General features: G+C 38.2%; 19 protein-coding genes. 9 read left to right on the forward strand and 10 right to left on the reverse strand.

Annotation, left to right across the window (positions count from 1 at the left end):
• Positions 1 to 93 precede the first annotated feature (93 nt).
• From ASE74_RS02300 to ASE74_RS02330, 7 genes are all read right to left on the reverse strand, one after another.
• On the reverse strand, positions 94 to 1410 hold the full coding sequence (locus ASE74_RS02300; protein ID WP_055903554.1) for a TldD/PmbA family protein: 1317 nt from the start codon (positions 1408 to 1410) through the stop codon (positions 94 to 96).
• Positions 1411 to 1412: 2 nt separating this feature from the next.
• Positions 1413 to 3047, reverse strand: a complete 1635-nt coding sequence (locus tag ASE74_RS02305; RefSeq protein ID WP_055903557.1) for a TldD/PmbA family protein — start codon at positions 3045 to 3047, stop codon at positions 1413 to 1415.
• 461 nt (positions 3048 to 3508) lie between these two features.
• Positions 3509 to 5293, reverse strand: a complete 1785-nt coding sequence (locus ASE74_RS02310; RefSeq protein ID WP_055903560.1) for a hypothetical protein — start codon at positions 5291 to 5293, stop codon at positions 3509 to 3511.
• 2 nt (positions 5294 to 5295) lie between these two features.
• Entirely contained in the window at positions 5296 to 7428 is a 2133-nt protein-coding gene (locus ASE74_RS02315) for a DUF4175 family protein (RefSeq protein ID WP_055903563.1), read from the reverse strand.
• Positions 7415 to 8785: a BatA domain-containing protein gene (locus ASE74_RS02320; RefSeq protein ID WP_055903566.1), complete on the reverse strand. Its 1371-nt coding sequence runs from the start codon at positions 8783 to 8785 to the stop codon at positions 7415 to 7417. Before ASE74_RS02320 ends, ASE74_RS02315 begins: the two co-directional genes overlap by 14 nt.
• Before the next feature lie 3 nt (positions 8786 to 8788).
• Complete coding sequence (locus ASE74_RS02325; RefSeq protein ID WP_055903570.1) at positions 8789 to 9676, reverse strand: DUF58 domain-containing protein; 888 nt, start codon at positions 9674 to 9676, stop codon at positions 8789 to 8791.
• Positions 9676 to 10674 carry a MoxR family ATPase gene (locus ASE74_RS02330; RefSeq protein ID WP_055903573.1) on the reverse strand — a complete coding sequence of 333 codons (999 nt, stop codon included), beginning with the start codon at positions 10672 to 10674 and terminating at the stop codon, positions 9676 to 9678. The genes ASE74_RS02325 and ASE74_RS02330 overlap by 1 nt, the downstream gene beginning before the upstream one ends.
• Before the next feature lie 148 nt (positions 10675 to 10822).
• On the opposite strand from ASE74_RS02330, the gene ASE74_RS02335 reads away from it, so the two are divergent.
• A complete protein-coding gene (locus tag ASE74_RS02335) occupies positions 10823 to 11452 on the forward strand; it encodes a DUF4159 domain-containing protein (protein ID WP_055903576.1) in 630 nt (209 codons plus the stop codon).
• Positions 11453 to 11497: 45 nt separating this feature from the next.
• Here the strand turns inward: ASE74_RS02335 and ASE74_RS02340 are convergent, their stop codons facing one another.
• Entirely contained in the window at positions 11498 to 11743 is a 246-nt protein-coding gene (locus ASE74_RS02340; RefSeq protein WP_055903579.1) for a hypothetical protein, read from the reverse strand.
• Between the two features lie 115 nt (positions 11744 to 11858).
• Between ASE74_RS02340 and ASE74_RS02345 the strand changes: the two genes are divergently transcribed.
• Both ASE74_RS02345 and ASE74_RS02350 read left to right on the forward strand, forming a co-directional pair.
• The gene (locus ASE74_RS02345) at positions 11859 to 12404 is read left to right on the forward strand and encodes a TetR/AcrR family transcriptional regulator (protein WP_055903582.1); all 546 of its coding nucleotides are present in this window, start codon (positions 11859 to 11861) and stop codon (positions 12402 to 12404) included.
• A 32-nt stretch (positions 12405 to 12436) separates the two neighbouring features.
• Positions 12437 to 13024: a pentapeptide repeat-containing protein gene (locus ASE74_RS02350; protein WP_055903585.1), complete on the forward strand. Its 588-nt coding sequence runs from the start codon at positions 12437 to 12439 to the stop codon at positions 13022 to 13024.
• 51 nt (positions 13025 to 13075) lie between these two features.
• Here the strand turns inward: ASE74_RS02350 and ASE74_RS02355 are convergent, their stop codons facing one another.
• Positions 13076 to 13543, reverse strand: a complete 468-nt coding sequence (locus ASE74_RS02355; protein ID WP_055903589.1) for an Lrp/AsnC family transcriptional regulator — start codon at positions 13541 to 13543, stop codon at positions 13076 to 13078.
• A gap of 467 nt (positions 13544 to 14010) precedes the next feature.
• On the opposite strand from ASE74_RS02355, the gene ASE74_RS02365 reads away from it, so the two are divergent.
• Both ASE74_RS02365 and ASE74_RS02370 read left to right on the forward strand, forming a co-directional pair.
• Positions 14011 to 15126, forward strand: coding sequence for a DUF1015 family protein (locus tag ASE74_RS02365; RefSeq protein ID WP_082458616.1), 1116 nt, complete (start codon positions 14011 to 14013; stop codon positions 15124 to 15126).
• A gap of 207 nt (positions 15127 to 15333) precedes the next feature.
• Positions 15334 to 16125 (forward strand): DUF4350 domain-containing protein, encoded by a 792-nt coding sequence (locus ASE74_RS02370; protein WP_055903598.1) that lies wholly within the window; start codon positions 15334 to 15336, stop codon positions 16123 to 16125.
• Between the two features lie 11 nt (positions 16126 to 16136).
• Here ASE74_RS02370 and ASE74_RS02375 read toward each other — a convergent pair whose 3' ends face one another.
• Entirely contained in the window at positions 16137 to 16697 is a 561-nt protein-coding gene (locus ASE74_RS02375) for a DUF1543 domain-containing protein (RefSeq protein ID WP_055903601.1), read from the reverse strand.
• Between the two features lie 444 nt (positions 16698 to 17141).
• Between ASE74_RS02375 and ASE74_RS02380 the strand changes: the two genes are divergently transcribed.
• The 4 genes from ASE74_RS02380 to ASE74_RS02395 all read left to right on the forward strand — a co-directional run bounded on the left by ASE74_RS02380 (position 17142) and on the right by ASE74_RS02395 (position 25177).
• The gene (locus tag ASE74_RS02380) at positions 17142 to 18848 is read left to right on the forward strand and encodes an FAD/NAD(P)-binding protein (protein ID WP_055903604.1); all 1707 of its coding nucleotides are present in this window, start codon (positions 17142 to 17144) and stop codon (positions 18846 to 18848) included.
• Positions 18849 to 19877: 1029 nt separating this feature from the next.
• Positions 19878 to 22871: a SusC/RagA family TonB-linked outer membrane protein gene (locus ASE74_RS02385; protein ID WP_055903607.1), complete on the forward strand. Its 2994-nt coding sequence runs from the start codon at positions 19878 to 19880 to the stop codon at positions 22869 to 22871.
• An 18-nt stretch (positions 22872 to 22889) separates the two neighbouring features.
• The gene (locus ASE74_RS02390; protein WP_162235780.1) at positions 22890 to 24488 is read left to right on the forward strand and encodes a RagB/SusD family nutrient uptake outer membrane protein; all 1599 of its coding nucleotides are present in this window, start codon (positions 22890 to 22892) and stop codon (positions 24486 to 24488) included.
• Positions 24489 to 24502: 14 nt separating this feature from the next.
• Positions 24503 to 25177: a hypothetical protein gene (locus ASE74_RS02395; protein WP_055903612.1), complete on the forward strand. Its 675-nt coding sequence runs from the start codon at positions 24503 to 24505 to the stop codon at positions 25175 to 25177.

Below are 25177 nucleotides of genomic sequence, written 5' to 3' on the forward strand. Positions count from 1 at the left end.
ATTGGGAATCATAATGCAATAGCTTTAGGATTTCCACCTGCGCGGGAATGACGAATCGCCTATTTCTGTACTTTGGTTGAGATGACGATTCAATTAAATCGCATCTGATAATGAGGTAAATGTAAAATCCCGTATTTTCATTGGTGGGATCAATCCGCTGCCTGTTCTTACTGGTTTACCCAAAGCTTCTACATTGTTAAGCATAATTACCGGACTTTCATTAAACCTGAAATTCTTGATCGGAAATTTAATCTCGCCATTTTCGATGTAAAAAGTACCGTCACGCGTTAAACCTGTTAGTAATAGTGTTTGCGGATCTACCGAACGGATGTACCAGAAACGGGTAACCAAGATTCCTTTTTCGGTGCTTTTGATTAAATCTTCCAACGATTGCGTGCCGCCTTCAATGATTACGCTGCGGCTAAACGGAACGGGTTGAATATTTTTTTGTGCAGCCCAATATCTTGAATAGGAGAGGTTTTTAACAATTCCTTTTTCTACCCACTGTGTTCTTTTTACTGGTAAACCATCGCCACTCCAAGTTGCAGAAGGGATTTCGCTATTCATCGGATCGGAATAGATGTTTACATTTTCTGAAAACAACTGCTCACCTAAACGCGTACCGCCACCTTTTTTGCTCATAAAACTTCTGCCTTCATCTGCACTTCTGGCATCGAAGCCTCTAAACATATTGCTTAATATATCGCTGGCTGCAAGAGGCTCTAAAATAACGGTATATTTTCCGGGTTCAATTGCTTTTGCACCAGCTGAACCATTGGCTTTACCTGCCGCAATTTTGCTTAGGGCAAGTGTATCCATTTTATCAAGGTCGTTAAAGCTTTGCTCAACATAGCCTGAGCCTGTTCCTTGTTTGTTGCGTACAGTTACCGAAAATGAAACATCTGTACCTTTATTGTAGGCGAACAAACCTTTAGAATTCATAATCGCATTGAAACGGGTCGAGTTTTCTAAAAAGCCTGCTGCATCCAAACCTGCTGCTTTTGATACACTTAAACTTTTCCCTACCATTTCGGCTCTGGTATCGGGCGTCATGGCTGCAGTTTTAGGATTGAAAGTATTTGATTCTGCAAAGGTTTGCGGACCTAAAAGGGGCATAAACTCTGGGTTTTCGGGAGCCAGCATGGCCAGTTCTTCTGCCCGCTTTACCACTTTTTGCAAAGAGGCATCATCAAATTCATTTATCGTTGCCGAGCCTGTTTTTTTACCAAAGGTTGAGCTTACCCCTAAACTCATGGTACTAATCTGTCCGGCGGTAGAAACTGCATTGCGAGCATAACGGATATTTCCGCCATCCGAACCATTTAAACCTACTTCACAGAAATCGGCTTTCGAAAAACCAATTACTTTTTTTAATATCGCTTGGGCTTCTTCTTTACTTAATATGGCCATAATTATATTTTTCTTGCTGTATTGATAACATTAACTCCATTGAAACGTGTTGTAGAACTGCCATGTGAAACAGCACTGCTTTGTGAAGGCTGACCCTTTCCATCATTGAACGATCCACCTAAACGGTAATCGCTTTCATCGCAAATGGCATTACATGAGTTCCAAAATTCTTGTGTATTGGCCTGGTAAGCAACATCGTTAAGCATACCTACAATTTTACCTTCTTTAATTTCGTAAAAAATCTGTCCGCCAAACTGGAAATTATAACGTTGCTGATCGATAGAAAAACTGCCGTCGCCGATGATATAAATGCCTTTTTCTACATTCTTGATCATATCATCCACGCTTAATTTTTCTTTGCCCGGCTGTAATGATACATTGGGCATTCGCTGAAATTGTACATCATCCCAACCTTGAGAATAGCAGCAGCCATTTGATTCTTTTAAGCCAATAATGTGTGCCTGATCGCGGATGGCCTGATAACTTACCAATACCCCATCTTTAATTAAATCCCAGTTTTTACATTTTACACCTTCATCATCATAACCCACAGCACCTAATGATCCCACCTGTGTTTTATCTGCAAGGATATTCACTTTATCACTGCCGAATTTAAATTTTTTCGATTCCCATTTGTCTAACGTAAGGAAACTTGTTCCGGCATAATTGGCCTCGTAACCTAAAACGCGGTCTAATTCGGTAGGGTGCCCAACAGATTCGTGGATGGTTAACCAAAGGTGAGAAGGATCTAATACCAGGTCGTATTTTCCTGGCTCAACCGATTTGGCTTTTACTTTTTCGTTGGCTACACGTGCAGCTTCCTTTACATCCTCAAGCATATCGTACCTGCCCTTATACCGGGTTACAATACCGGTAACTTTATCCTCAGGGCGGGCATGCATGTATTCGTAACCTTTACCCATTGGCGAACTAAGGGAATTACGGGTTTTAAATTTACCCGATTCGCGATCAACTTTAGTTACATTAAAGGTTGGATAAATGCGGTGAACATCCTGATCGATGTAAGAACCATCAGTAGAAGCAAAGTATTTTTGTTCGTTAACCGCAAAAATAACGGAGTTTACAAAGTTGGCCCCATTTTGCATGGCCACATCGTTCACATTTAGAAGCAGGTCTACCTTTTCTTTTACAGGAACCTCAAAGGCATTAATTTCGATTGGTGTTTTCCAACTTACCTCGCCATAACCTTTTTGTGGAGCAAGCTGAACGGGTTCGCCTTGTATTTTGGCGTTGGCTTTTGCAACGGCTACTGCCTGCTCTGCTGCTTTGGCAATGGCATCTTTAGTTACGTTGTTTGTTGCGGCAAAGCCCCAGCATCCGTTGGCTAAAACGCGGATGCCGACACCGTACGATTCAGTATTGGCTACGCCTTGAACTCGTTTTTCGCGGGTGGCTACAAACTGGTTTAAATAACGGCCGATACGGATATCGGCATATGTTGCGCCTTTGGATTTGGCTGCATTTAGGGCAACATCAGCCAGTTCTTTTTTAATTTTTACATCCACTCCATCAAGCGCTTGTAGCGGGTCTATCGGAGTTCCGAATGCAGCGAGATCGGGCAGGAGTAATGCACCCATACCCATTCCGGATAAGTAGAGGAAATCTTTTCTTTTCAATTGGTTTAGTTTAGTAGGTTTACGATCTCAAGATAGCCATTTGCGACCCTAAAAAGGCAAATTGATTATAACATTTTAGTTTCAATGCTGAATAAGGGATGTTTTTTTATGAAAAGACGTTTTTTGGTTGATATAACCACGGTTTGAGGTGTTTTCTTAGTTTTTTTGCCACGGAAACACAGAAAGCACGGAATATTTATTTAATTGTAATCCTGAAGGATAATTTATTTTATCCAAATCAATATAAGTGACATGATTTTAAGGAAATGAATACCCTATGATTATCGCCATTGCGAGAAGGCTTTTTCAGGCGACGAAGCAATCTTTATGACAAGGCTCACTAACATGAAAGATTGCTTAGTACCTCAGCAATGACGACCGCTTTACTGAAGCCTGTCAATAGCAACAGAGTCGAAGGATTATTTTTCCTACCAATAAGTTCTGTAACAAGCTTTACTGCACTAAGTTGCCAATATCCTCGATTCGTACCATAAAAAAGCGGCTGAGATTAAAAATCCTGCAAAAAACCACCAAATGGATATTTCTTCTTCGATAACAACATTATTTACCTGTGATTTATTGTTAACATTGGCAGAATTTTTAACAAACTGTTGAGTATCATTTAACATTTGCTGATTTTTAAGTGCCTGCCAATCGGTTTTACGATAAATATACAGCGGCTCAATATTTTGGTTTACCTGTAAATCTACCCAGCCTGTTTTTTGAGGCCAGTAAAACGCATCCCATTGAAAAGGCAATTCCATATTCTGGCGTGGACTTAACTTAACCTGGTCTATTTTTAAGATGGGCAACTTTTCAGAAGCAGCCAAATCAGCAATGATTCTTGTTTTTTGATGAACAGCAGGGAATTGAGGAAGGATGTTAACCGATTGGCTATCATTTTTTTTTCTGGCTGCATTGGCTAAAAGTTTAGACCAGTAAGTTGCATAATCGGTTTTTTTTCCAGAAAGCAACCAATTGTAGGTAGATGAAACAGTTGAGATAAGTACTTTGCCGTAACCCTTAATATTGCTGTTTACCAATGTTTTACCTGTAGCATCGGTAATCAGCGGCAGGTCATTTTGATTGGTTTTTAAAAACAATGTTTGCTCAAGGGGAAGAGGATTAAACTTAAAACGATTTTCTGTAAGCATTAAATTCAGCGTTTTTCCCTTTAAAACAGGAGATTCATATCTGGCAAATAATGCACTAAGTGGGGTAGATGGTTTGGTACTTGCCACCCTGATCAGTAATCCCATTCCATTTTTAACCATTATATCTATCGAAGCCCTTTCGTTTGAATTTAATGCCGCCAGCTCGTCTTCATCAATGATCAGCATGTCGAATTTTTTCAACGATGAAGTATTGATCTGATTGAGGTTCAAACTATCCATATTCAGAAAATCTGAAGCATACTTATTTTTACTGATCTGACTCCGGAATGCCAATGGATAATGGTTTTCGTACAGCCAGTTTTTTAAAAACTTATATTCAAAATCAGGGAAAGAAGCCAGGATTAAAACCTTCATAGGTTCCTGGTCGCCCACTTGCACCGGAACAGGTTCTTTGGAAAGTGTATCCTTCTTATGCAAAGCAATTAACTCATAAACAGCATTTCCTATATGCTTAGGGCTGGTTTTGAATGAAAATGATTTATTTGTTTTAGCACCGATAGTAATAGAATCAACCGCTTTACCAAAGCCTTTAAGTAAAAGTTTAACCGTTTCATTACCCATATTCTGGTAAGTTCCCTGAACGATTAAAGTTTCGCTGCTTTTTAACCTGGTTAACCAATTGGCGGCAATTATACCGGTTGGCTTTGCCGAAGCATGAAACCCAATCTGGTATCCTTTGAGGTTTTTTAATTCAGTTGCATTTAAGCCATAACCGTATATTTTCAGTTTGTGGATAGTTGGATTCGATTTTAAGAAATAAGAAAGGTCGTTAATGGTGGTGGCCTTAACTTTTTTTAAATCTACAAAAGGAAGCGTGTATTTTTTTTCTTTGAGTTTTGCCACCGAATCAGGGTTTGTACCTGCAGTGAGTAAAATAATTTCATCTGCATTTTGCTGCACGTTTGTTTCATATTTGATGGGCACAATTAACAGCACAAAACAGCCAACAGCGATAATACTTGCTAAAATCCGCCAGGTAATTCTTGCTTTATTAGTTCTACGCAACTCTTTGTAAAGCAAAAAAGCCAATAACAATAACCCAGCAATAATAGCGATGTATATAAACTCCATATCTATCTGTTAACTTTAATAAGGTTATTAAAATAGTTTTGATACAATGCCGAAGCTGTTCCGGCCCCTTGTGTTTGCGGTTTTGCACCCTCAACATTAATCATGTTAACTATGGCTTTTTCAACCAGATCAATGTCTTTAACGATCAGTTTATTGCCTGTAGCTAACTTTCTTAAACTGCTCAGCGCATTTAAATAGGTATTAGGGTTATCTGCCGCTGCGCCGATCATATATTTTTCTGTTTCGCTCAGCAAGTAACGATCTTTTTCAGCAAAGTTTTTTCCTGTTTTTCTGCTTTCCAATAGCGCGAGTGCTGTTTTTAAGTTGGCTATCCTTTTTTCTTTCTGCTCAAATGTTAGTTTTTGCACCGGTTGCATAATTTTGTCGAGCTCACCGCTCAAACGTTTTTCGGGTTTCAGTGCAGCTGTTTTTACGGTGGTTTTGGCCACATAAGCCCGCGATTTCTGTTGCAAATCTTTCAATAATCTTAATGCTTTATATTCGTATGGTAAAGCTTCCTGCGGTTTATAGGTTCTTAAACGAAGTTCAGCATTCCACATTTCGGTTAAAACGGCCTTTAACTGCGCCTTCATTTCTGGTTCAAAAAAAGTTGCATCTTCTGCAATATCATGCTTGTGCGCATATTTATCCATTATTGCAGTAACATCGCCAAATTTCTCGCCTTCACCTTTATGCGCTGCATGCTCATCATGGTCGTCGTGATCACCGCCAATCTCATTTTCATTTTCCTCACCTAAAAACTGTCCGTAACGCAATCTCAGCAACTTCTGGTCTATCCCTAAATCGTTGCTTCGGGTTTTAAAAGTTGTTACAGGCAAAGCCGATTGTTCTTTTAACAGCTTCTCCGTATCAATAATAATCTGCCTTTCACTTCTGAAATATTCTGGAACGAGGTTAACACCATTCGTCATGCCAGCTAAACTCATTAACTCCGTAGTATCTACTATCGATACAAAATATACATCAGAGCGGCTCGATTGACCATGATTATCCATTGCTTTGATAAAGAAATAAAGCTCATCACCAGGTTTCATACCAAGACTTTTTAAATCGATCAATTTATGGAGCGAAAGATTTTTCCTGTTATCAAAACTGGTGTTAAAAGACAGTTTTTTCTCTGTAAAACTGACACCTTCGCCCTTACCACTGGCCATTGTTGCCGATATAAAGGCATCATGAACACCATAATCGTCGGTAAGAGATACATTTAAATTAAATTTTTGCGGCTGACCGATATCAATGGTGGTATGCTGTTTTGGTTGCGTAATTTTAATATTTACAGGCAAATCAGGAATGACTTCAATTTGGTACAGATCTGATTTTTTACCATCAAGTTCCAGTTGGTAAAAGCCAGATTTAGTAATGGTTTTACTATGGTTCCATAGCGTGTGGGCTGTGTTTGCAGGTTTAAGCAGCACCATTTCTTTATCGTTAAAAATAAGCTTCAGCTTTTTGATGCCAATGTTGGTTTCAATTTTCCAGTTTATTTGCGCACCGGTTTCAGCAGAAATGGTAAACTGCTTTTGTTTTCGCCCGGTTTTACCTGTGTAAGCAGGTGGTGTAATGGTGGCTGTAAAGTCAGCGATTTCTGGTGGAATATGCTCTTTAATTACAGGTGTTATGGGTTTAATTGCAGGATCGGCCGCATTAATATTTTTAATCAAATGGATTTTGCTAAATCCAAAACTGATAATTAAGGCTAAGGCAAGTACCGCTAAGCCCATATATAATTTTTTAAAAGGTTCTTTCGGTTTGGAAAGGTTCGGAATTATATTCTCAATTTTATGGCGTTGCAGTTTCTGCAACATCGATAAATCGGCTTCGTTTTGAAGTAGTAAATCGGCACTTTCTTCCAGTTCAGGGTATTGGTGGTTTACATAACGCGAAACATCACGATCGGTAGTTTTCCAAACTGGTTTATTTAATAGTAATGTACATAATATAATAGGAAACAGAATTGCAAAAAGCCAGTAAGGAAGAAGCATCAAATGGCTGCCGATTGTTGTTATTACCAATGATATGGCCAATGCAGTTACCAAAGTGCTGATCAGGTTTAAGCTAATCCACCTTATCCTTAAGTTTCTAATCCAGTTTTGTCCTTCAGTTTTTAACATAATCCGTTTTTTTTCTGAATGATAAAATGCGTTCTGTGGTAAAAATCAATAAAGCGGCGATCCAAAAGAATTTCCCCAAAGGTTTATTTTGAGTGTTTTTTGTTGGAGCCTCTATTTTATTAATTTCATTAACCACATTTTGATTGTTTGATAAACTGCGTTGATCTGCAATATTGTTTTCAAAACCGAAATCTGGCTGATTTTGATCCCTGATCACGATCGGCATTAAGCTTTTTACAAATACGCCATTCCAAACCAAATCATTCCATTGCGGGTTAAAGCGACTATAAAAATGGTAGATATTTAGCATTTGGCTCTTTTGCTTGGCCAGAATTGCGTTTCCGAAGCCGTCTGTCCATATTTTTTCAGCTTGATTGGCAGAGGTTGTCCTTCTGCTTAATTTAATATTGCGGCCATCAATAACCATAAATGAAGGTTCGGCAACTACCTTGCCCTTTTCATACTTCAATAATGCCCCACCCTGAACAATAGAAGCTTTAAAGCTTGGTGCAACAGCCTCGTCAGAAAGCCAAAAACCAATATCCACCTTTTGGCCCGGGGGGGTAATAATCAGCTTGCGTTTGGTAAAACCACTTATTGCCTGTATGGCGGCGATAAGATATTTTCCATCGGTAATCCCTGCGGCTTCGTGTATGGCGATGTTTATTGGACTTTCATCTGTTGAATTTAAAGCCTGGTAAGTGGTGTTGGATGGATTTGATTTTGCTTCATATTTTTTTTCGGCATAGGTCGTAATCCAGCTGCTCAGGGTATCTGCCTGGTTAAATGGAATCCAGTTTAATTTATAATGAATTGCAGGCAATTCGTTTCCAACACGGTTTAAGCGGCGGTTGGCGAAAAGATAAACAGATGCACCCGAAGGGATATTTTGATTGGCCGCCATTAATAAAGTGCTGTAACTTAAGGTATCGCCAGGCTTTGCGGTGTTTGATGCAGTATCTTTTATTGATAATTGTACAAAACCAGGGTTAAAATCATGAATTTCATAACCTTTCTTTAATAATGAATCTATTGTTGTATTGTGCGCTTTAAAAACCTGTGGAAATATTGATTTATCGACCAAAATCCATCCCGTTTTATTGCTAATTGAGGTAATTTCTTTTAAATAGGGCTGCGCGAGTAAAAATGCCAGTAAAATTAAAAGTATACAACGCAGTACAAAGAGCAGCCAATCGTTAAGTTTGAAACTTTTGGCACTTGCCCTCGAGCTTTCACCCAATAATGCTATGCTACCTATTTTGAGCGTTTTGCCCTGTTTTACATTCCACAGGTGTATTACAAGCGGGATTATTAATCCTGCAAACGCAATTAAACCTATTGGATATAAAAATTGCACAGTTTAAATTCTAAGTTTACTTCTTTGTTTTAAAAAATCTCTCAAAGCCTGATCCAGCGGTTCGTCAGTACTAATGGTTCTGTAAAAAATCCTCCTGTCTAGCATCTTAATCCTGGTTTCTTCCAAATAAGCACTTAGTTTATTTTTATAAGTTACCCTGGCCTTTGCCTGGTCGATCTGGATCGTTTCGCCTGTTTCAAGATCCTCAAAAGTGCTGTATCCTTTAAAATCAAGTTCAAGTTCGTTTTTTGATAAAACATGGAACACTACAATCTCATGCCTGAGCGTGTTGAGCGTATCTAAAAGTTTTATAATTTCATCATCAGATTGGTAGAGGTCGGTTACAAAAATTAGCAGTTCGCGCTTTTGCGCCCCTGCAAACAACTCTTTGTAATAAATAGGTTTTGTAAATTTTCCATCGGGATTAATCTGCTCCAATTGGTAAAACAACCTTGCTAAGTGTTGATAATCCTGCCTTGGCGTCATCGAAAAAATTCCTGAGTTTTTAAGCACATATAAGCCAATGGCATCGCCTTGTAAATTGGCCAGGTAAGCTATAGATGCACCCAGGTATTTTGCATAGTCTATTTTGCTAAAGTCGCCATCATTGTGGTTCATCGAGGCACTGGCATCAATCAATATGCGCACAGCAATACTGGTTTCTACTTCCGATTCGCGGATGTAATAACGGTCAGACCGCGCAAACATTTTCCAGTCAAGCGAGCGCAGGTCATCACCAGGCTGGTAGCTTCTATATTGACTAAACTCCAGTCCAGGCCCTTTTACGGTGCTTTTATTAATGCCATTCATAAAACCATCTATCGTCATTTTAGCCGATAAAGCAAGGTCTTTTATGGCCATCAATACTTTCGGATCGAGCAGTTTACTCATTAAATATTGGCTTTTGGTTTCGAGATTGCTTTAATCAGTTCATCCGTCACTTTGTCCGAAGAAACATTTTCAGCCTCGGCCTTAAAGTTCATCAGTACCCTATGGCGCAGTACGGGGTAGGCCATTGCCTGCAAATCTTCCAGAATTACCGCATACCGGCCTTTAAACAATGCCCTTGCTTTAGCTGTTAAAATTAAGGCTTGCCCTGCTCTTGGGCCTGCTCCCCAACGTACCCATTCCTTTACAAAATTAACTGCTGTGGTATCAGGGCGCGTGGCCCTTATTATTTCGCTTACATAAGTAATTAAATCATCGCTAATGCTTACCTCTCGTGTAATGGCTTGTAAAGCTTTAATTTCTTCGGTACCAATTATCGGATTAATTACCGCTTTTTTACTGCCTGTTGTACTGCTTAATATCTGGGTTTCTTCGGCTGCGGTAGGGTAGCCGATTTTAATGTAGAGTAAAAAACGGTCTAATTGCGCTTCGGGCAATGGATAAGTTCCGGCTTGCTCAATAGGATTTTGTGTGGCGAGTATAAAAAACGGGCGATCCAGTGGATAGGTTTGTCCGCCATACGTAACCTCAAACTCCTGCATGGCCTCTAATAGTGCCGATTGCGTTTTTGGTGGCGTTCTGTTTACTTCATCTGCCAGGATAATATTGGCAAATAACGGACCTTTATTAAACTTGAAAAAACGTTTTCCGGTTACATGGTCTTCTTCCAGTATTTCTGTACCCACAATGTCGGTTGGCATTAAATCGGGGGTAAACTGGATTCTTCTAAATGAGAGATCCAAAGCCTGCGACATGGTTCTCACCATTAAGGTTTTCGCTAGTCCGGGTACACCTTCGAGCAAACAATGCCCTCCAGCCATCAAAGCAATCAGCATTTCCTCAATGATTACATCCTGACCTACAATAACTTTCTGTATTTCGCTTTTTAACTGGGAGATCTTATCGATCAATGTTTTTAGGTTGCTTTCTGAACGCTCCAAAATGGTGTTTTTTTAGTTTGACGATATGGTGCTTCAATATAGGGGATATTGGTAGATAGTTTTTAGCCTTGCTGAAAGAATATCAAAAAATTTACAAGATAATTGACTTAAAAAACCTGATTATTAAAAAATGAAGGTAATTTAGGCTGTGCAAAGAGCTAAATTTACATTTGCGAGGTTAAAATACAATTCTGGCGACTGGGATACGGATCAGCGCATGCCTTCAAATCTCCTCAATTCACTTTTAGAGTATACTACAATCCCTTTGGATGAGGAGGAAAAAATTGTGGAACTGAGCAGTAGGGATTTATTCAAATACCCATTTTGTTACCTAAGTGGCCATAAACTGGTGCAATTTAGTACGCAGGAAGCTGTAAATTTTAAAACCTATGTGCATAATGGCGGTTTTATTTTCGTAGATGACTGCAACCACGATATTGACGGTTTATTTGCACGTTCTTTTGAAACGCAGATGAGTAACCTGTTTGGTGCCCAGGCTCTAAAAAAAATACCCAATAACCATGGCATTTACAACTCATTTTTCAAATTCGAAAAAGGACCGCCAACAACATCTTTCGAGTTAAATGGCTGGGGTGATGATTTGGTGCACGACTACCTGAAAGCCATTACGGTTAACAATAGGATAGGGGTGCTGTACAGCAACAAAGATTATGGCTGCGAATGGGATTACGATTTTAGAAACAAACGTTTTTTAGCTGAAGACAATACCAAGTTTGGGGTAAATATTATCCTCTACGCCATGGGGATTAACAGTTGATTTTTTGTGCTGTCGGTTGTTTCAAATGGTTAACATTCTGTAAGCTTACATTAAATGGTATTTTTTATCAAAAACTTCCATTACTGATGCCTTTACACCCAATAATGCCAATTTATCGCAAAATTCATTGCCGATATCCTCTGCCGAAACAACACGGATTACTTTATCGCAATCTTCGAGATCGATACTCCATGCTGAAATATCCTTTAGCCCTGCAATGGCCAATGCAATTAAATCAGTATCACTGTCTGATTCTATAATGGTAGAGAGGATGGTGATGTATCTAGACATATTTTAGCGTAATTATTTTGATGTTTTAAGATGCAAGCTGGATGAAACTGATCTTTTATATAAACAAATGTAAATATATTTTGTAAACAAACCAAATGTTCGGTATCTTTGAAGAATGGAGAATCCCTATAAAAGAAAAAAGGAACCTGAGGTAAGCAAACAGCTCATTTTGGATGCAGCTGCAGAAATTGGTGCTGTAGATTGGCATCGCGTTACTTTTCAGGCTATTGCAGATAAAACGGGTTTGAGTAAAGGAGGAATTATCCATCACTTCCGTAATAAAGAGGATTTGCTTAAAGAATTGATGGGCCAAAGCTTGAAAGAGCTCACAGAGTGGATTACAGCAGAAAAAAAAGCTTCGGGTAAGGAGGAGGGAAGTTTGGCTTACCTTCGCTTTATAATTAATAAAAGTAACGATTTATATTACCGCCGAACAATGAAAATTGTGATGCAGGTGGCACTCATTAACGAGGAATACCGTAAAGGGTGGGATGAATGGTTTAAATTTTATATTGGTAATGGCGATAAAGGTGAGTTGAGTATAAAACACCTCATTATTATGCTGGTTGCCGATGGCTTATGGTGTTCGGATAACCTTGGTATTTATAACATCAGTTTGGAAAAAAAGCAACAGATGTTGGAAGCCTTGATTAAGCTTTAAAATCAATCCTGCACCAGCTACAAATCATATTTATTCAAGAACCCGGCGAAACAACCGTTCATCAAAATAAAACTTTTACTGATGTTAATTATGCTGGTAAACGGCTGCAAAAGCGAGAGTTTATCAAATGCGAATTCATCAGGTGCGATTTTTCTAAAAGTAACCTGAGCCATAACGATTTTGTTGACTGCGAATTTATCAATTGCAATTTTTCCCTTACGCAGGTTTCTGGTACTGGTTTTAGTAATGTAACTTTTACAGACTGTAAAATACTGGGCATTGATTTTTCCAGCTGTAATAAATTCATGTTCTCCTTTTGTTTTAAAGGTTGCATTTTGGATTATTCTATATTTTATGGTGCAAAGCTGAGGAAAACGAATTTTATTAATTGCTCACTAAAGGAGGTCGATTTTGAAGCAGCTGATTTATCTGCTGCTGTTTTTAATCACTGCGATCTCTCAGCTACATCATTTAACCGTACAATTCTGGAGAAAACTGATTTCCGTAATGCAAGTAATTTCTCTTTCGATCCTGCGCAGAACAATGTGAAAAAAGCAAGGTTTTCTTCGGCTAACCTTTCGGGCTTATTGGGTCATTTTAAACTCGACATTGAAAATTAACCACTATGTTGGATCTGAATTAAACTATTTTAACAAGTAAGCATAATAAGTTTACAATGCATAAGCGGTTTCTGCCTTTGATTGGTTGAGCACTAAAAAGCTCTGAATATTGCCAACATAAGCCAGTGCGCCTATATTTTCTCTCAGGAAATTGTTGTACGAAACCATATCGGGCATGGCAACCTTAAGCATAAAATCGAAATGCCCGGTAAGGTGATAACATTCCATTACTTCCGGATATTTTTCCATTTCGGCTTTAAAAGCCCTTACAATATCTTCTGAATGCATGGTGAGCTGAATGTGCGGAAAGGCTATAAAATGTGACCTCAGTTTATCAATATCCACAATGGCTACTGTTGATTTAATGTAGCCATTTGTGCGCAGTTTTTTAATGCGTTCTACAACATGAGTCATGCTTTTTCTAAGCTTCCCCGAAACTTCCTTATAGGTTAATAATCCATCACGTTGCAAAAGGTTGAGGATTTCAATATCAGTCTGATCAACTTTATGAGGCTGCATGTAAATACTTAGTGTATATTTTTTTATTTAGTTCGGTATTGTAGAGCCTAAAAATAGTTAAAATAAAGTATATTTAGGTTAATATTTGGTGCTTATTGTAATCCTTACTTAGTGTATTTATTACAATATTAATAAAATTTTGTGTTTATGATGCAAATTAAATTCTGTAAGCCATGATAAAATATCTGTAGAACAAAACTTTTGGGATGCTGTACGTCTTGTAAAAATAATTTTTACCAAAAAACAAGGTTGGGGATTAATAATTTACTTATCTGCTGATCTTTATATTTTGCTGCTGATTAAAAAATCGCAGGTATAAATTTACCGTATACTTGGCGGATTCAGGACCTTGCTTTACAATGCGCTCATACCTTCGGGCGTTGAAAATATTGGTTGGCATAATGGTCGGTTTTTTTAAAGGATATACAATAAAAAAGCAGTACTTGAAATTGAATAATATGTAAGTGATGATAAAAATATCCCCTTTAAAGGCATTAAAGCCAGGCAAAGATATATTTGAACTGATGATTTCTGATCAGCTAAATGGAAAGGTGCATAAAAATGAACAACTTTCTTTTGAAGATGTAATCAACCTTTTTGGATGTGCGCTCGAAAAAAATCCTTCCATCTATATTTACGAATTTTGTGGTGAAGGTAAAACCATGAGGGGAATTTGGGCAATGACTGATCTTGCTGCAACGGCAACAACTGCCATAAAACGGCACGAAGATACCGTTTCGGCTAAAGTTGCATCGCTTAAAACCGATAAAGGAAAAGGTAAAATAGAAAAGTCGCCTATTTTATTGGTATATCAGCATAATGATTTAGAAAGCTTGATTGATTTGGCTATCGCAGATCAACAACCGATGGAGAGTGAATGGTCTCAATTGGGCCATTTTTTATACCAGATTGCTGATACTTCGCTTATTGATCGGTTTTGTGTTGAATTTGCAAAACTTGAGCAGGTTTACCTGGCCGATGGCCACCACCGGTTGGAAGCCGCTTACGCGTTACAAAAAACGGTTCCACAGCAAATTAGCAGTTTATTTGTTTCAGCAGGATCGATTTCGATTGCCGCCTTTCACCGCCTCATTCAAGGAATTGATATCACTAAGGAAGCCCTGATGGAAATGCTTGAACAGTATTATTACATCTCGAAAATTCCGAACAATAAAGCTTTAAATCCTGACCGGAAAAATAGAATGGGACTTTACTTTGCAGGTGAGTGGTACCAACTAGACCTTAAGCCTGATTTGGCCGATTTAGCAGAAATGCCGGATACAGCCATTTTACAAGAGATGATCCTTAAACCTGTGCTCGGCATTACCAACCCGAAAGAAGATACCCGCCTGAGTTATTTTCCTGATGGTAAATGGAGCCAGTTTTTGGCTCAGCTCGGAACTTCAACCACAACAATCGGTTTTACACTTCATCCAATGGAAGCAGAGGAATTTATCGCTGTTGCAAAAAAGGGTAGGTTTCTTCCACCGAAATCGACCTGGATAGCACCAAAAATACCTCAGGGTTTTATGGCCACCAGTCCTGTAGCCATATTAGCCAAAGGCGAAAAAGTAAATCGCTAAAATTAACAGATATGTTCGATTTGGATTTGGAAAGTATCGGTCAGTTGATGGCAACCTTTACTATTATTTGTTTCTTTATTGCTGCGTTATATAAAAAACGGCTTAAATAAACAGTTTAAAATAATAGGCTTGCAAGGAATAAGCCATTTGAATATCGCTAAATTTTATATTTTTGGGTTTCCGCTCTAGTTATCTAACCCTAATTATATGAAAATTCTTTTTAAACTTTGCTTCTTTTCTCTTTTAACCTGCTCATCAATACTGGCGGGCGCACAAACTGTAACCTTAGATTATTTCTTCAACCGTGAAACCCGTAAAGATAAACAGGGTAAAGAAATCAGGTTTCATTACCTGTGGAATGAACATGCCATGAGCGGTTTTTCTATTTTGGGCGATGTTTTTAAGAAACAAGGCTTTAAGTTGGATTCGCTTGAAACTGCGCCAACCCTTGCTAATTTAAAAGGAAGCAGTGTTTATTTAATTGTAGATCCGGACCGGCCGAAAGAAAATCCGAAACCAAACTACATCGAACCTAAAGATATTGCAGAAATTTCTGCCTGGGTAAAACAAGGCGGCATATTGGTAATGTTTGCCAATGATAGTGCCAATGTAGAATTGCCGCACTTTAATAAACTGGCCGGCGCATTCGGCATGCATTTTACCAATGAAATGCAAAATCATGTAATTGATGATGCTCATTTTGAAGATGGTGCAATTGTTATTAAAAACAACCCGGTATTTAAAACAGCCGGTAAAATTTTTATGAAGGATGTTTGTTCCATCGATACCAAAAATGGCGCAAAACCAGTGCTTAAAAATGCCGCAGGTGCAACGGTTATTGCTTCGGCCAAATTTGGCAAAGGAAATGTAATCGCCATTGCCGATCCATGGTTGTATGATGAATATGTTAATGGCCGTTTGCCTAAAGAAATGGGTTTCGAAAATGATAAAGCCGCATTTGATTTAGTGCTTTGGTTAAAAACGCTGAGCAAAAAATAAAACTGGTGTTTTTATAATTTATCCAATTTAAAGTAACCTAAATGAATCTCATCTTCAGGTAAAGCTGAAGATGGTTTTATTTCGATATGGTACTTTAACTTGGCTTCTTCGCTCAAAATATCCTCGATTTTATAAATATCATCTACATCAATACCATATTTTTCATCGATATGGGAATTGGCTCCTTTAATGGAATTCGTTTTGAAAAAAACCGTTTTCTTGGCGTCCTGTATTGCTTTTGCCCTTTCATCGTGCACGGATAATACAATGTAATGTTGTTCGTATAATTTGTCCGATTGGTAACCTCCCAGGTTGATAAAAAATAATTTATGTGCCGAGCGTGGCGTATCTTCATCTCTCAGCTTAATAGAAATTTCATAGTCATCTACTTTATTCACCTCGCGCCAGCCATCTAAATGCAGGCTTGTTCCTGCCTCAGGCCAAAATGCTTTTATTTCGGGAACAAGTTCTTTAAGTGATCTGGCAATGCCAAAAAAATAATCGTGCTGTTCTACGTTTCTTTTAGGTGCTTTTGACCCGAGCAGGATCATATATAGTTTTAAATCGTTCATTTTTGTGGTTAATCGGTAATTGTATAAATCGGTTAATTGCGTGTAACGGCATAGCACCAGTATGAATGTTGGCTCCTAATGGGTTCGTTTAATATTGGAAATTGATCATCCATACCGCATTAACTTACCTCTTAACAGCAATAATCAAAATTGGTTCTTAGAAATTTTGATTTAACCGCAATTGTACAATGAGAATTGAGCAGAGCGCATAATTTTGATTCTTATTGCAAAATGTTACGCCAAGGATGTTCATTTAATTAAAATGAGGTCAGTTTTATTTTTTTTTAAACCAATTATACATTTGTTTTACAAAATAAACTGTTTAATGTCAGCATTTTGAGCTATGCATTTCCATTATCCATCTTACATTTTCCATCCGCTCAAAACAATTTCAACTTTTTTCGATTGTATGATTGAATGTATAGGAACTTACAGCATTTATAAATGGATATCAACACAGCAAAAAAGAAAATCGCGATTATAGGAGGTGGGCCGAGTGGGCTTTTTATGTATAAAAGATTAAAAGAATCTGAAGTGTCAGATTTAGAAATCGATATTTTTGAGCGTAAAGATTATTTAGGAGCTGGTATGCCTTATAGTGCTGAAGGTGCAAATGTTGAGCATATTACCAATGTATCAGACAATGAAATTCCGGTAATTTTTAATTCTATAGAAGATTGGGTAAAAATTGCACCAAAAGAGATTTTGGAAAAATTTGATATCAACGAAGAAAAATTTAACGAATACAAAGTACTACCAAGGTTGTTTTTCGGTGAGTATCTATCTGCTCAGTTTCAACTCTTAAAGGAAGCTGCTGAGAAGAAGGGAATAATAACCAACATTCATTTAAATTGCATTGTTGAAGATATTATTGATTTTACGGATGCAAATAAAGTAGCTGTAATAGTTAAAAACCAAGATGAAAAACATTTTGACCAGGTCATAATTTGTACAGGGCACAACTGGCCAAAGAAATATGAAGGTAAGATTCCGAACTATTTTGATTCGCCATATCCTCCCCAAAAACTATCGTTAAAGCTTAACCATGCTGTTGGCATCATGGGATCATCTTTAACTGCTATTGATGCTTTAAGAACGCTGGCCAGGCATAACGGTAGTTTCGAAAGCAATGAGGATGGCACTTATGCTTATCATTTAGAAAGCGAAGGTTTTAAGCTTGTAATGCATTCTCGCAGTGGCCTGTTGCCTGCAATAAGGTTCCACTTAGCAGATTCGCACCTTGGTAAGGATGAAACATTGAGCAAAGCCGAAATACAGGAAAGTATTGCTGAAAATTGTGGATTTTTGCCTTTGGATTTTGTTTTCGAAAGGAATTTTAAAGCAATGTTTATCAAAAAAGATCCTTCGTTTTATGAACTGATTAAAAACATGAATCTGGAAGCCTTTGTTGGTGCCATGATGGGTTTCAGGGAAAAAATGGAGCCTTTTGAACTTTTTAAGAAAGAATATGATGAAGCAGCAGAATCTATAGAGAAAAGAGAATCTATTTATTGGAAAGAAGCATTGGCTGTGTTAAGCTTCGCCATGAATTATCCTGCTAAATATTTGTCGGCAGAAGATATGGAAAGGCTTCAGAAAGTGTTAATGCCATTAATTTCGATTGTAATTGCTTTTGTGCCCCAAAGTTCGTGCAGAGAATTACTGGCACTGCACAATGCCGGTGTTTTAAGTATAATTGCCGTTGGAGATGATGCGGTGGTTAAGCCACTTGAAACTGGAGGGGCAGATTATAGTTATAAGGTTGCCGATAAGGAAGTAACTGTTCACTTTGATACATTTGTTGATTGTATTGGGCAACCTCATCTTTCATTTGATGATTTTCCCTTTAAAAGTTTAATAAATAAGGGTACGGTAAGTCCGGCAAGGTTGCAATTTAAATCTGCAGAAAACGGAAAAGCGCAGGTAAAGGAAAATGACCTGGTTACAGAAGAAAAGGATAATATGTACTACTTAACGGTGCCAGGTATCACTATTAATGATCATTTTCAGGTAGTGGATAAAAAGGGGGAGGCCAATCAACGGATTTATATTATGGCAGTTCCATATATTGGTGGTTATAACCCCGATTATTCTGGAATTGATTTCTGTGAGGCCGCTTCAGAAGCGGTGCTGAAAAGTATCTTGAATTAAATCTACGCTCAGGCTGACAAAATGGTAACGCGGGCGGCATTGCGCGATGGCTTTTTCAGTTGATGAAGTAAGCTTTATGGCAAATTATAGCGTAGTGGGAGGATTTTCACCACAGATTTACACAAATCAACACAGATCACTTTTTGCCACGGAAACACAGAAAGCACTGAGATTTATAGGTTTTTATCCCTTAATTTGTAATCCTGAAGGTTAAAAATGGTACAGAAACCTTGGAAAAAATGACCGATCTGTAGCTGATTAGCGAAGTTTAAAAACGCCGGTTAACTAAGTTTTTGTAAATACAGTACTTGAATATTTTTTTTATAAAATGCTATCAATCAGGTTTTTATTATTAAATTCTTTCATTTATCTGATCATGAAACAAACGTTTGCGCTTAAATTGCTGCTTTTTGTATTTTATAATTAAGGTATTGGTAAATAAGCTGTGGTTAAAGCTCAAATAAAAATCAAAAAATAATTGCAATCCCGATTTTCTCCTTAAAGATCAATTGTCATTTTAATGTTTTCTTAACAGTTTAGTTTGATAGTTGAATTTCTATAGGCGAAAAATTCAAATTAAGGTATTTCTTCGGCTTTGATTATACCATATGTGCCTATCATTGAATCATTAACGCATTTTTTTAGGCAAACGTTTGCGTTAAGAAAAATAAAAATCGTCTTTGCTTAATCTATATCTTGCATTACCAAATCATAACGAGCCGACATTTTATTTTAATATTACGAGCAAAAAACTGTTAACCGGCAGGAAAATAATTGATAATAAAATAATAAATAAAGAACCCCTAACCAAGGTATAATACACAAGCAAACAAAAAACTAATCATTCATGGCATTACTGTATGCTATGGATTAACCAATCATCCTAATTTCAACCGCATGTTCAAAAATTTTACACTTTGTCCCCAGGCATTGCTATGCCCAAAAAACTCAAACCGGGTTAATTTTTCTATCGCTTTTTAAAAATCGAGCTTCTTCTTTAAACACTTAAACTTTAATTAAACTATTAAAATGGTTAAAATTTATACAAGCGTTTGTTTCGCCTTGTTTTTATCTGTTTTTGGATTTCAATCTTTATATGCCAACAAGGCTTCGATTAAGGGTGTTGGCTTGAAATATGTTGTATTTCAGCAAGATACCATTAAATCTAAAAAAGATTCATCCGCCTATTCTGTTAAAACTGATACCATCGGTTTAATGATTAAGGCCTTACAGAAATTTAAAACGGTACGCGATACTATCAATATCCGTTCGGCAATTGCAGTTCCTAATTTATCGCTACAGCAAATTATCAAAGGTAATTTAGCCGGGGTTTACGTACAGGAACCAAACGGAGAACCTGGTACGGAGCAGAGCATTATTGTTCAGGGTACATCAGGTTTATTGTTTAACAAGAAAGACATTTATGCACTCCAGCCCGCCATCTATTTAAATGGTGTGCCTTTAGTTGCAGATAATCCTTTTGCTTTCGATGTGCAAAAATACGATTACAACAGAATCGGCACGGCAACAAACTTGCTATCCCAGGTAGATATCAATAATATACAGTCGATTACCGTAATTAAAGATCCATTCGAGCTGGCCAAACTCGGTCCAAACGCCGCTAATGGTGCGATTTATATCACCACTAAAAATGCAAAAGCAGGCTTGAGGGACATTAGTTTAAACACTTATTTTGGCTATGTAACTGCACCAAAGGTAAATACGGTTAACGGAGTTTATGAAAATAACTTCAGAAGCCAGTTTTATCAAAAATATAACCCAAGCGGTAGCCCGGCATCTTACCTGCGCGATTCTACCAACGTGGCCTATTTTGGCCCATCCAACTGGACCGATTTATATTATCAGAATACCCCCACCTTTTCGGCCGATTTAGGAATTACCGGTGGCACGGAAAGGGCGAATTTCAGGTTTTTTGGTTCCGGTACAAAAAATGCCGGAAACGCCGATGATACCGGTATCGATCGCTATAATTTATTTTTTGGGATCAATATGGCGCCATTTAAATGGCTTACCGTATCAAGTACAGTTAATACGGCCCGTTTAGATCGTACCCGGAATAAAAGCTTGCGCGATCGTTTTGCCGAAACACGTTATATACCGGATTTAAGTAGTCCACTCTCTCCAAATGCCGATTCGTATGCTTCCTATTTAACGCAAAACGACAGGAACGTAGATAACAACCGTTCTACCGTATTAAATGGAAGTTTAACCCTAAGTGCTAAAATAAATAAATTCGTGATCTCAAGCACTGGCCTGTTTAACTACAATGAGGGTGTTAGAGATTATTTTATCCCCTCTACACTGTTGGCAGGTATCAGTTATATCTCCAACTATTTTGGTTATAGCCAAAGGGTATCCATCAACAACAGCATCAGCTATAAATATGATATCAATAAAAACCATGTTGTAGATTTTGAAATTGGCCAAAGTTTACAGGGCGATACTTATAAATATAACTACGCCAGGGCTTATAATGGTCCGAATGATTATGTAAAACTATCTTTTGTCGATGGAAATCCAACGAAATCCGGCTCTCCCAATCCAGACTACCTGAATGTACTAACCAACAATAATTTCTATGTATTTAGGTACATCGATAAGGAACGTAATAACTTAATGTCGTTTTATGGTACCGCTAAATATGCTTATAAAAATTTATTAACGTTAAGCGCATTGATTAGGAGGGATGGTGCTTCCAATGGTCAGCCAGATAGCCGCTGGGTAACTACGCCGGCTTTCAGTGCCAACTGGAGTTTAAAAGAGCAATTTTTAAAAGACAGTAAAATAATAGATGCTCTTCATTTAAGCGCTTCCTGGGGGCGTACTTTAAGAATTTTTCAGGATGACCGTTTTGCCGCTGGTCCTCAGTACCGTTCAGAAAATGGATGGGAAGAAGAGCCAACCATCCCGGGTTATGGAGGTTTATTGGGCATTAACCGCCCATACAACAGTGGTTTTATTGGTTATAACATCAGCTTGCCTTTCGCAGATCGGACCAGTGTTACTTTAGATGCATCGTTTTTAAACAGCCGCCTCAATGCTGCGGTAACAGTATATAACCGTGAAGATAAAAACAGCGTAATCGGTTTGCCTGTGCCAGTTGAAACAGGTTATTCTACTGAATACAAATCAGGTATGGATATCAACAATAAAGGTATTGAGCTTTTAATTAACGGATCGGTTTTACAACATAAAAATGGCTTGAACTGGAGTACAGGTTTGAACCTAAATTACAACAAAAACAAATTATCGGCATTGCCAGATGGCTTAAATGAACTGATTTATCAAAATGATAACAAACTTGAAGTGGGTAAATCGGTTGGAAGCTACTGGTTATACACCAATCAGGGTATTTACAATAGTGATGCTGAGGTGCCGGCAGGCAGAACGTTTAATGGCATTCCATTAAAAGCAGGCGATCCGAAATGGGTTGATTATAATAATGATAACCGGATAGACAGTAAGGATAAAATATTAACAGGAGACAGATTGCCAAAATTTGTTGGAGGATGGAACAATACCCTGGCTTATAAAAACTTCGATTTAAACTTCAACTTTATTTTCGCTGCGGGCCAAAAAGCAATTAACCAATACGAAGCCACCCGATATGGTTTTGTAAACCGCGAGGCTGGTAACGATATCAACTCTGTAAAAGAGGTTTCTTCGTGGCAATCGTTCGATAATGAGAAAAATTATCCAATCTATAATCCATGGAGTCCGGTTGATGCTTACCGTACCGACCAGGATCTGTTTTTAGAAAGTGCTTCTTACATCAAATTAAGATCGGTTACACTGGGGTATGATTTCAGTAAAATGGGCCTCTTTAAAAAAGCAGGTGGAAAAATAAGGAGAGCATACTTATATGCTACGGCCTTAAACGTGTTAACACTTACTGATTTTTCAGGGGTTGATCCAGAACTGATCAATTACAATGGAATATACGATGGCGCAAATATCACTATCCCACGCACGTTTGTTGTGGGCTTAAAACTGGATTTATAAAATATTACCATGATTAATATGAAATATACTAATTATAAAATGAGCAGCTACCGAATGGTTGCGCTTGCTTTATTACTAAGCCTGGTTGGTATCGGCAATTTTTCGTGCAAGAAAATTGAGGATGTTCAATCAACCAGGCTAGCTACCGAAGAAAGTAACTGGAAAACCCTGGAAGATGCAAGGGCAAACCTTCTTTCGGTATACGGGCTGATGCGCTCGGCTACCGTATCAGATAATACCCACTGGTTAATGGGCGACTTACGCCAGGGCGACTTTCAAATTACCAACAGGGCCGATTTAAAATCAATCGTTATTGGCCAGTTAAACGCACAATACCCTGTAATTAACAGAATAACCAACTGGCGCAGATTTTATGCTGTAATTAATGCGGCAAGCCTGTTTATTGAGCGTTCAAAACAAATTATCCCATTAGATTCGCGTTATACGCAGATAAACAACAATGTAGATGTTGCGCAAGCAAGAATATTAAGGGCATTTGCTTATTTCTACATGGTAAGGATTTGGGGTGATGTGCCTTTGTTAACATCTTCTCATGATGGAGATTTTGTAAAACTGCCAAGAACGGGTAAAGATAAGGTTTTACAGTTTGCTACTTCTGAGTTATTGGCTGCGGCACAGGTTGTACCTTTTAAATATGGCGGTGATGATCCTATACTTCCCGGCCTTTATTATGGGGCAGGTTGGTCTAGCTGGAATGGAAATATTTTTACCAGGTTATCAGCTTATATCATTTTAGGCCATATTGCGGCATGGCAGGGCAATTACCTGGATGCGGCCACTTATTCAAAATTTGTGCTCGATAATTATACCAGATCAAACGGAAGCGGTTCTAATGGCATTGTTTATTTGGATATGGATGCGCTAACAGAGAATGTAAATTATTACAGTCCGTTCGCTTTTAAACGTGCAACAGTATTGGTGGGTTTCCCTTTCGAGGCCGGTAATGGTTTATCAACTGCTAATGGGCATATTGAACAGTTAACCCTGGCATCGCCATTTATACCGAAAGCACAGCCGGAAATGTTTGTACCTAAAGACAGTATCCTTAACATATTTACCGACCCAGCTGATTTAAGATTTAGCGTTAACCCGGTAAATGGTTTATACCGCACTAATTACTTTTACAACTTCACTTCTGAGCAACCGATTTTTAACAAAATCAAGGTCATTTATACGGCTCAAACCTCGGGTAACTTAACCTTGTTCAGTTCTACCATGCTGTTTAGCCGCATAGAAGAGGTTACCCTGCTGAGGGCAGAAGCATGCGCAGCTTTAGGCCAGCGCGATGAAGCAATTTCAGCCTTAAACAAGGCTTCTAATTTAAGAGGTACCGATCCTTACGATCCGGCATCGGGTAAGGATTTGGTAGATGCCATTTTTGAAGAACGCAGACGCGAACTAATGGGCGAGGGCTGGAGATGGTATGACATTGTACGTTTTAACCGCCTTAAAAATCCTACGGGTACATTTATCAAGCGAAACGGTACACCACTTACATTCAGGCAATTTGAAAGTATGGGCGGTATTTACTGGCCAGTATCTCAAGATGTAATCAATGCAAATCCGTTGGTTACCCAAAATGCTTACTGGCAATAATCAATCAGATAATCATGAAAAAGAAATTATATAAGTGTAGCCTTTTAGTGCTACTAGCGGTTATAGGCATTTATTTAAGTGGGTGCAAAAAAAGCGACTCGCCATATTACGATTACACCAATACGGTACAAACTTTTAAGGGAACGGCAATGGATTATTTAAAATCGAAGCCAAATACTTTCGATTCGCTGTTGGTGGTGCTAGATCGTTTCCCTTTTCTAAAGGATTCATTAACCAACCAGCAGGTTACCCTGTTTGCACCTGTAAATGAAAACTTTGCGGCTTCGGTTAAATATTTAAACCAATACAGAAAGGCCGAGGGGAGAGCACCTATTTATTTAAGAACCGGTGATCCTGAACAATTATTATATATGCTTACCAAGTATATTATACGAGGCAATAAAACGGCAGATACTTATGCAGCAACAGTGGATGGAATTTCGCTGAATGCTATTGGTTTCAATTATCCCATGCACATTAAAGCAGTAAAAGCGAATGCTTCGGGATTTGTTGGGGGTGGGGCTACCACGCTCGAGTACAGCGATATGTATGGTTCAACAATCCAAACCAATTGGGTTACCACAAATACCAATGCAATTAATATTAAAACCAATAATGCAACCATTAACATTTTAACGCCCTTGCACAACTTCGGGTTTGATGAATTTACCTACAGATTAGACCAATAG

The organism is Pedobacter sp. Leaf216 (assembly GCF_001421515.1).
Lineage (GTDB): Bacteria > Bacteroidota > Bacteroidia > Sphingobacteriales > Sphingobacteriaceae > Pedobacter.